The sequence below is a fragment of the Aeromonas sp. HMWF014 genome (genome assembly GCF_963878295.1).
Lineage (GTDB): Bacteria > Pseudomonadota > Gammaproteobacteria > Enterobacterales > Aeromonadaceae > Aeromonas > Aeromonas popoffii.
Genome location: NZ_CAWNYS010000151.1, coordinates 1 through 7,271 on the forward strand (window position 1 = coordinate 1; position 7,271 = coordinate 7,271).

Sequence of the window (7,271 nt, forward strand, 5' to 3'; positions counted from 1 at the left end):
ATAAGAACCCGCCCGTGGGCGACATGAACATGAGAAACATCGCAATGAAAGCACAATGGACCGACTTTATTACCCTGCTCAAGCGTGAAGTGGTGCCGGCCCTGGGCTGTACCGAACCCATGTCGGTGGCGCTGGCGGCGGCCAACTGCCGCAAGCTGTTGGGGCAGGATCCGACCCGTGTCAGCGTCTGGGTCAGTGGCAACCTGTTCAAGAATGGCATGGGGGTCGGCGTTCCCGGCACTGGCATGATAGGGCTGCCGGTGGCGGCGGCGGTCGGTTTCACAGGGGGTAACCCGGATGCGGGGCTGGAAGTGCTCAATACCCTGACCCCGGCCCAGGTGGAGGCCGCCAAGGCGCTGCTGCCCATCATCAAGGTGGACGTGAAGGATGTACCTGACGTGCTCTACGCCGAGGTGCTGGCGGAGGTAGAGGGCCACAGTGCCCGAGTGGTGATCTGTACCGACCACACCCGCATCGTCTTGATGGAGCTGGATGGCGAGGTACTGATGGAGCAGGCCAGTGCCCCTGGTGTGCAGATCCAGCCCGCCAAATCCGGCAAGCCCGCCATGACGCTACGGGAGATAGTGGCGTTTGCGCTGGAGGTGCCGCTGGCGGAGATCGACTTCATTGGCGCCGCGGCCACCATGAATCAGGCGCTGGCGGATGAGGGGCTGCAGGGCTATGGCCTGCAGATTGGCAAGATCCTGACCGAGCAGGTGGAGCGCAAGTTGCTCTCCGACGATCTGATGACGCTGGCCATGCGGCTCTCGTCCGCCGCCTCCGATGCGCGCATGGACGGCGCCATGCTGCCCGCCATGTCCAACTCCGGCTCCGGTAATCAGGGCATAGCCGCCACCATGCCGGTGGTCGCCGCTGCCCGCTTCCTCAAGGCGAGCGACGAGCAGCTGACCCGGGCGCTGGTGATGAGCCATCTGGTGGCCATCTACATCAAGACCCATCAGAACAAACTGTCGGCCCTCTGTGCAGCGAGCACCGCCGCCATGGGGTCGGGGGCCGCCATCACCTGGCTGCTGGGTGGCCAGTTTGAGCAAATTAGTCACTGTATCAACAACATGATCGGTGACGTTTCCGGTATCATTTGCGATGGGGCGGGCAGTGCCTGTTCCATGAAGGTCTCTACCTCCACTTCGGCGGCGGTCAAATCGTCGCTGATGGCCATCAACAATCTGCACGTGCCCCAGAGCGAAGGCATAGTTTCCGACGACGTGGACGAGACTATTGCCAACCTGGGCCGCCTCTCCAAACTGGGGATGCTGGATACGGATATCGAGATCATCAACATCATGCGAGCCAAGCAACAGGGCAAAGCCCAGTGATGCAAGGGGTGGCGCAAGCCACCCTCTGTTTTGCTACCTGCTGACGCCACCCCTGCCACGGGGCGTCCGATACGGTCTATGTCAGGGTTGCGCCTGTCAGGCGCTGCCCGGTTTTGTGTCACCCCGCTTGCACCGGGGGACAAGTCGCCACGATGCGGCAAGTTTCGGGGAGGAGTGTGCGTACAGGACACTCGTCCGTATACCTCGGGCCCGGCCCGACTATTTTGGGGAATATCGTCATGACTCTTAGCGTTATAGGTAATCTGGCCATCCTGGTCATGTTGCTGCTGTTTCTCTATCGGTTGCAGCAAACCCACGTCAGCTTCACCCGTCGGGTCTTCTCGGGGCTGGGGCTGGGCATCTTGTTCGGCGCAGCCTTGCAGCTGCTGTATGGTGCCGGCTCCAGTGTGCTGGTGCAGACCGGTGACTACCTGGATATCGTCGGCAGCGGCTATGTGAAGCTGCTGCAGATGATCATCATTCCGCTCATCATGGTCTCCATCATAGGCGCCATCCTCAAGCTCAATGGCGGCACCGCCCTTGGCAAGATCAGCGCCATGACCATAGGGGTACTGATCTTCACCACCATGATCGCCGCCGGGGCGGGCATACTGATGTCCAACCTGTTTGGCCTGACCGCCGAAGGGCTCACCGCTGGTGCCGCCGAGACCGCCCGTGGCGCCGCGCTGCAGACGACCCTCGGCAGCGTCGAGAGCATGTCTTTTGCCAAGCTGATGCTGGAGTTCATCCCGGCCAACCCCTTCCTCGACATGACGGGCGCGCGCAAGACCTCCACCATCGCCGTGGTGATCTTCTCCATCTTCATCGGCCTGTCAGCCACCGGTATTGCCCGCAAGAAACCCGAGATCTTCGAGAGCTTTGGTCGCTTCATGCAGGTGGCACATGCCATCGTGATGCGCATGGTGACCCTGGTGCTGCGCCTCACTCCCTATGGCGTACTGGCGCTGATGGCCAAGGTGGTCTCCGGCTCCAACTATGCAGACATCCTCAACCTGCTCAGCTTCGTCATGGCCTCTTACGGCGCCATCGCCATCATGTTTGCGGTGCACCTGCTGCTGGTGGGTCTGGTGGGGATCAACCCGGTTCGTTACCTGAAGAAGATCATGCCGGTGCTGGCCTTTGCCTTCACTTCCCGTACCAGTGCGGGCTCGATCCCGATGAACGTGCAGACCCAGACCAAGGCGCTCGGCATTCCGGAGGGGATCGCAAACTTCGCCGCTTCCTTCGGTTCCACCATTGGCCAGAACGGCTGCGCGGGCATCTATCCGGCCATGCTGGCGGTGATGATAGCCCCGACCGTAGGGGTCAACCCCATGGATCCCGGCTTCATCATGACGCTGATCGCCATCATCACGGTCAGCTCGTTCGGGGTCGCCGGGATCGGTGGCGGCGCCACCTTCGCCGCGCTGATCGTGCTCTCTGCCCTGGACTTCCCGGTGGCACTGGCTGGCCTGCTCATCTCCATCGAGCCGCTGATCGACATGGGCCGCACTGCGCTGAACGTCTCTGGCTCCATCACGGCCGGTACGGTTACCAGCCGGCTGATGGGCGAGACCGATATGCAGGTGTTCAACAGCGAGCACGAGGTGTGTCTGGACGGCGAAGAGTCCACCATCTGATCCGCTGACCCGCACGCCAGGGGAGGGGTCAGCCTCTGCCCATCTATAGACAGAAGGGAGGGCATGCCCTCCCTTCGCCATTGAAAGGAAAAACGATGAGAATCCTGATCATAGGTGGCGAAGCCGCCGGTATGAGTGCGGCGGCCAAGGCGCGCCGGATGGCCAAAGAGGCTGACATAGTGGTGTACGAGGCTTCCGAGGTGATCTCCTTCGGTGCCTGCGGCCTGCCTTACTTCGTCGGTGACGAGTTTCAGGAGCCCGGCTACATGGCCGAGTTTACCCCCGAGCAGTTCGCTGCCAAGGGGATCGAGGTCAAGATTGGTCACCGGGTGCTCAGCATCGACGCGGCTGCCCAGACCCTGGTGGTGGAGTACAACGGCGATACCTTCACCGATCGCTACGATCGACTGATGATTGCCACCGGTGCCCGTGAAGTGATGCCCCCCATCCCCGGTTTGCAGCAGCAAGGGGTATTCGGTCTGCGCCGGATGGCTGACGGACTGGCATTGAAGGAGGCGGTGCAGGACAAGCGTAACACCCGCGCCCTGGTGATCGGCTCCGGCTTTATCGGGCTGGAAGTGGTCGAGGCGCTGGTCCATCAGGGCAAAGAAGTGCGCCTGATCGAGCTGGCGGATCGGGTCATCCCGGATGCCTTCGACAGCGAAATCACCCATCACATCGAAACCGAACTGCGCGAGCAGGGCGTCTCTCTCCATCTGGGTGAGCGCGTTGAGGCTCTGCTGGGGGATGGCAGGGTGACCGGCGTGCGAACCAGCCAGGGCGAGTACGAGGCCGATATCGTGGTGGTCTGCACCGGGGTCAAGCCCAACACCGAGTTCCTGGCTGACACTGGCATCAAACGGCTGGCCAATGGCGCCATCGAGGTGGACAGGCAGGGCCGCACCTCGCTGGCCAATGTCTGGTCTGCCGGCGACTGCGCCAGCGTCTGGCACAGCGTCAAGCAGCAGCAGGTCTATGTGCCGCTCGCCACCATCGCCAACAAGCTGGGTCGGATGGTGGGCGAGAACCTGGCCGGGGGCGAGCAGACGTTCCCGGGCACCCTCGGCTCTGCGGCGCTCAAGGTACTGGGGCTGGAGGTGGGGCGCACCGGTCTCTGTGAGCAAGAGGCCCAGGCGATGGGCATCGACTATCGCACCGTGGTGATCAAGGACAAGTGCCACACCAACTACTGCCCGGGTCAGTCAGATATCCACGTCAAGCTGGTGTTTGATCCGGCCAGCAAGCGGCTGCTGGGCGGCCAGATCCTGGGTCGCAAGGGGGCGGTCCACCGCATCGACGCGCTGGCGGTCGCCATCACCATGGGAGTGACTACCGAGCAGCTTGGGATGCTGGACTTTGCCTATGCCCCCCCCTTCTCTCGCACCTGGGACGTGCTCAACGTGGCGGGCAATGTGGCGAGATAACAGGATAAGGAGGATGGCGCATAGCACTGCGCCATCCTCCTCGTCACGGCCTGGACCACATGGCAGGCATAAAAAAACCGATGCCTGGGCATCGGTTTTTTGTTGCTACCGGTTTAGCCATTTCGCTCAGCCACGGCCGAGGCGGTTGTCCGGGTAGTTCTTGGCCAGCACTTCGCGGGCATTCTGGGTCAGGGCCGGCATCTTCAGGGTCTCGTAAGACCGGACCATGATCTCCAGCGCCTTCTCGGTTTCGGCCGTGTCGGGATAGGTCTCGACAATCAGCTTGGCCCGGTTGGCGGCGGCGATCAGCGCGTTGCGCTTCACGTAGAACTCGGCCACGCTCAGGTCGTAGCGGGCAAGGCGGTTCTTCAGACCGATCATGCGAGCACGGGCATCGGCGGCATAGACACTGTTGGGATAGTTCTGCAACAGCGTCTTGAAGTCCTGGAAGGCCTGACGGGCATAAGAGGGGTCTTTATCGTCCCGATCGATGCTCAGGAGGTCCTGGAAGAAGTTGTAATCGCTGGCCATGTTGGTCAGGCCGCGCATGTAGAACACATAATCGATATTTTTATGCGCCGGATTGAGGCGGATAAAACGGTCGATATTGGCGATCGCCTGGGCGGTATCGTCCTGTTTGTAGTAGGCGTAAATGAGGTCAAGCTGAACCTGGTTGGAGTAGGCGCCGAAAGGATAACGCGAGTCCAATGCTTCCAATAATTCGATAGCATTCACGTAGTTACCGGCATCCAGCTTGAGGCGTGCTTTCTGGTACAGGGTCTCCGGCGGTTCGTCGGGGACCTTGGGTTTGGTGCTGGAACAGCCCGTGATCAAGGTAGCAACCAAGGCGAGCGACATCAGCAGGTGAGACTTCTTTCCCATCAACAACATCCGGTCCATTTCCACGAAATTGGCAAAGTATCCGTTATGCTTGGCTAAAAGAAAAGCTAGAATACCCGGATTATTTCGAATTGATACCCCCCGCTCAAGAGACCATACATGAGCCAGCATATTGAACTGACAGGCGAATTTCAGGATCACCAATTCGGGCAGAGACTCGACCAGGCCCTTGCTGAATTATTTCCAGACTACTCCCGAACACGCATCAAGGAGTGGATTTTACAGGACAGAGTGACCCTGGATGGTCAGGTTGCGAACACCCCGCGCGAGAAGGTAATGGCCGGGCAACAGGTACATGTAGATGTCGAGCTGGAAGATGACACCCGCTGGGATGCTCAGGACATAGCACTCAACATCGTCTACGAAGATGAACACATTCTGGTGATCGACAAACCGGCCGGTCTGGTGGTTCACCCGGGTGCAGGCACGCCGGATGGCACCATACTCAACGCCCTGCTGCATCGCTATCCCGGCATTGCCGAGGTACCCCGCGCCGGTATAGTGCACCGTCTGGATAAAGACACCACAGGCCTGATGGTGGTTGCCAAAACGGTGCCCGCCCAGACTCATCTGGTGGAGGCGCTGCAGGCGCGCCAGATCACCCGTGAATACGAAGCCATCGCCATCGGTCACATGACCGCAGGCGGCACAGTTGATGCCCCCATCGGCCGTCACCCGACCCAGCGTACCCACATGGCTGTGGTGCCCAATGGCCGTCCTTCCGTGACCCACTACCGGGTACACGAGAAATTCCGTGGCCACACCCGTCTGCGTCTGCGTCTGGAAACCGGTCGTACCCACCAGATCCGTGTGCACATGGCGCACATCAAGCATCCGCTGGTGGGGGATCCCGCCTACGGTGGCCGTCTGCGCCTGCTGCGCAATGCAACCCCGGAGCTGACCCAGATGCTGCGCAGCTTCAATCGTCAGGCGTTGCATGCGACCATGCTGCAACTGGCGCACCCCATCACGGGTGAAGTGATGCAGTGGCACTCCGCCACACCGCAAGACATGGTGGAGCTGATGGAAGTGCTGCGCGCGGATACCCTCGCCAATCCGGACGATCTGGTCTGGAACTGATGCGATAGGGCCTGCGTCGGTTTCTGCCGTCATCCGGCCCGAATAGATGCCAAACGGGGTTCCCTTTCAGGAGCCCCGTTTTTATATCGGTGAATTGAAGGAGTCACAGATGAAATGGATCGAACCCGACTGGCCAGCACCGGCTTGCGTCAGAGCCCTGTCGACCACCCGGGATGGCGGCGAGAGTGAAGGGGTGTTCGCCGGTCTCAATGTGGGCGCCCATGTGGGGGACACGCCAGCGCGGGTCGAGGCCAATCGTGCCCGCTTGCAGCAGGCCGCCCGGATCCCCGGCCCCCTTAACTGGCTCAATCAGGTGCACGGTACCGTCGTTCATCCGGTCAGCAACCAGTATGATGCCGTGCCGGATGCCGATGCGGCTTGCGCCCATGAGGCAGGGCAGGCCTGCATAGTGATGACCGCCGACTGCCTGCCGGTGCTCTTTTGCGATCGGGCAGGTACTGTGGTGGCAGCCGCCCATGCCGGTTGGCGCGGGCTGCAAGGTGGGGTATTGGAAGCCAGCATCCGGGCCATGGGTTGCGATCCTCGCGATCTTCTCGCCTGGCTTGGCCCGGCCATAGGCCCGGCGGCGTTCGAGGTGGGGGGCGAGGTGCGCGATGCTTTTATGGCGGAGCAGGCCGAAGTGGAAGCGGCATTCGAACCTGCGCCCAACGAGGGGAAATGGCTGGCGGATATCTACCGGTTGGCCCGGTTGCGGCTGGCCCGGGCCGGTGTGAGCGCAATTTATGGCGGCGAGTTCTGCACTTTCGGCGATAGCGAACGGTTCTACTCTTATCGTCGTGATGGCCAGACTGGCCGGATGGCCTCCATCATCTGGTTGGCCCGCTAAGAACCGGATACGTATCCGGTCAGCAATCGTCCCGCCCCTGTCA

The 7,271-nt window shown here is 61.2% G+C and carries 6 protein-coding genes; 5 read left to right on the top strand and 1 reads right to left on the bottom strand.

Going from position 1 to position 7,271, the window contains the following annotated elements; all coding sequences use genetic code 11:
- The first annotated feature begins 29 nt into the window (after positions 1-29).
- The 3 genes from AAC083_RS06055 (at position 30) to AAC083_RS06065 (ending at position 4,401) form a co-directional block, all read left to right on the top strand.
- Positions 30-1,337, top strand: a complete 1,308-nt coding sequence (locus AAC083_RS06055) for an L-cysteine desulfidase family protein (protein ID WP_181364666.1) — start codon at positions 30-32, stop codon at positions 1,335-1,337.
- A 239-nt stretch (positions 1,338-1,576) separates the two neighbouring features.
- The gene (locus AAC083_RS06060; protein WP_042035970.1) at positions 1,577-2,977 is read left to right on the top strand and encodes an L-cystine transporter; all 1,401 of its coding nucleotides are present in this window, start codon (positions 1,577-1,579) and stop codon (positions 2,975-2,977) included.
- A 95-nt stretch (positions 2,978-3,072) separates the two neighbouring features.
- Complete coding sequence (locus AAC083_RS06065; protein WP_108536081.1) at positions 3,073-4,401, top strand: CoA-disulfide reductase; 1,329 nt, start codon at positions 3,073-3,075, stop codon at positions 4,399-4,401.
- A 126-nt stretch (positions 4,402-4,527) separates the two neighbouring features.
- Here AAC083_RS06065 and AAC083_RS06070 read toward each other — a convergent pair whose 3' ends face one another.
- Complete coding sequence (locus AAC083_RS06070) at positions 4,528-5,283, bottom strand: outer membrane protein assembly factor BamD (protein WP_042036042.1); 756 nt, start codon at positions 5,281-5,283, stop codon at positions 4,528-4,530.
- Positions 5,284-5,400: 117 nt separating this feature from the next.
- Between AAC083_RS06070 and rluD the strand changes: the two genes are divergently transcribed.
- Both rluD and pgeF read left to right on the top strand, forming a co-directional pair.
- Complete coding sequence (rluD, locus tag AAC083_RS06075) at positions 5,401-6,381, top strand: 23S rRNA pseudouridine(1911/1915/1917) synthase RluD (protein ID WP_108536082.1); 981 nt, start codon at positions 5,401-5,403, stop codon at positions 6,379-6,381.
- A 109-nt stretch (positions 6,382-6,490) separates the two neighbouring features.
- Positions 6,491-7,228, top strand: a complete 738-nt coding sequence (gene pgeF, locus AAC083_RS06080) for a peptidoglycan editing factor PgeF (protein WP_108536083.1) — start codon at positions 6,491-6,493, stop codon at positions 7,226-7,228.
- Positions 7,229-7,271: the final 43 nt, after the last annotated feature.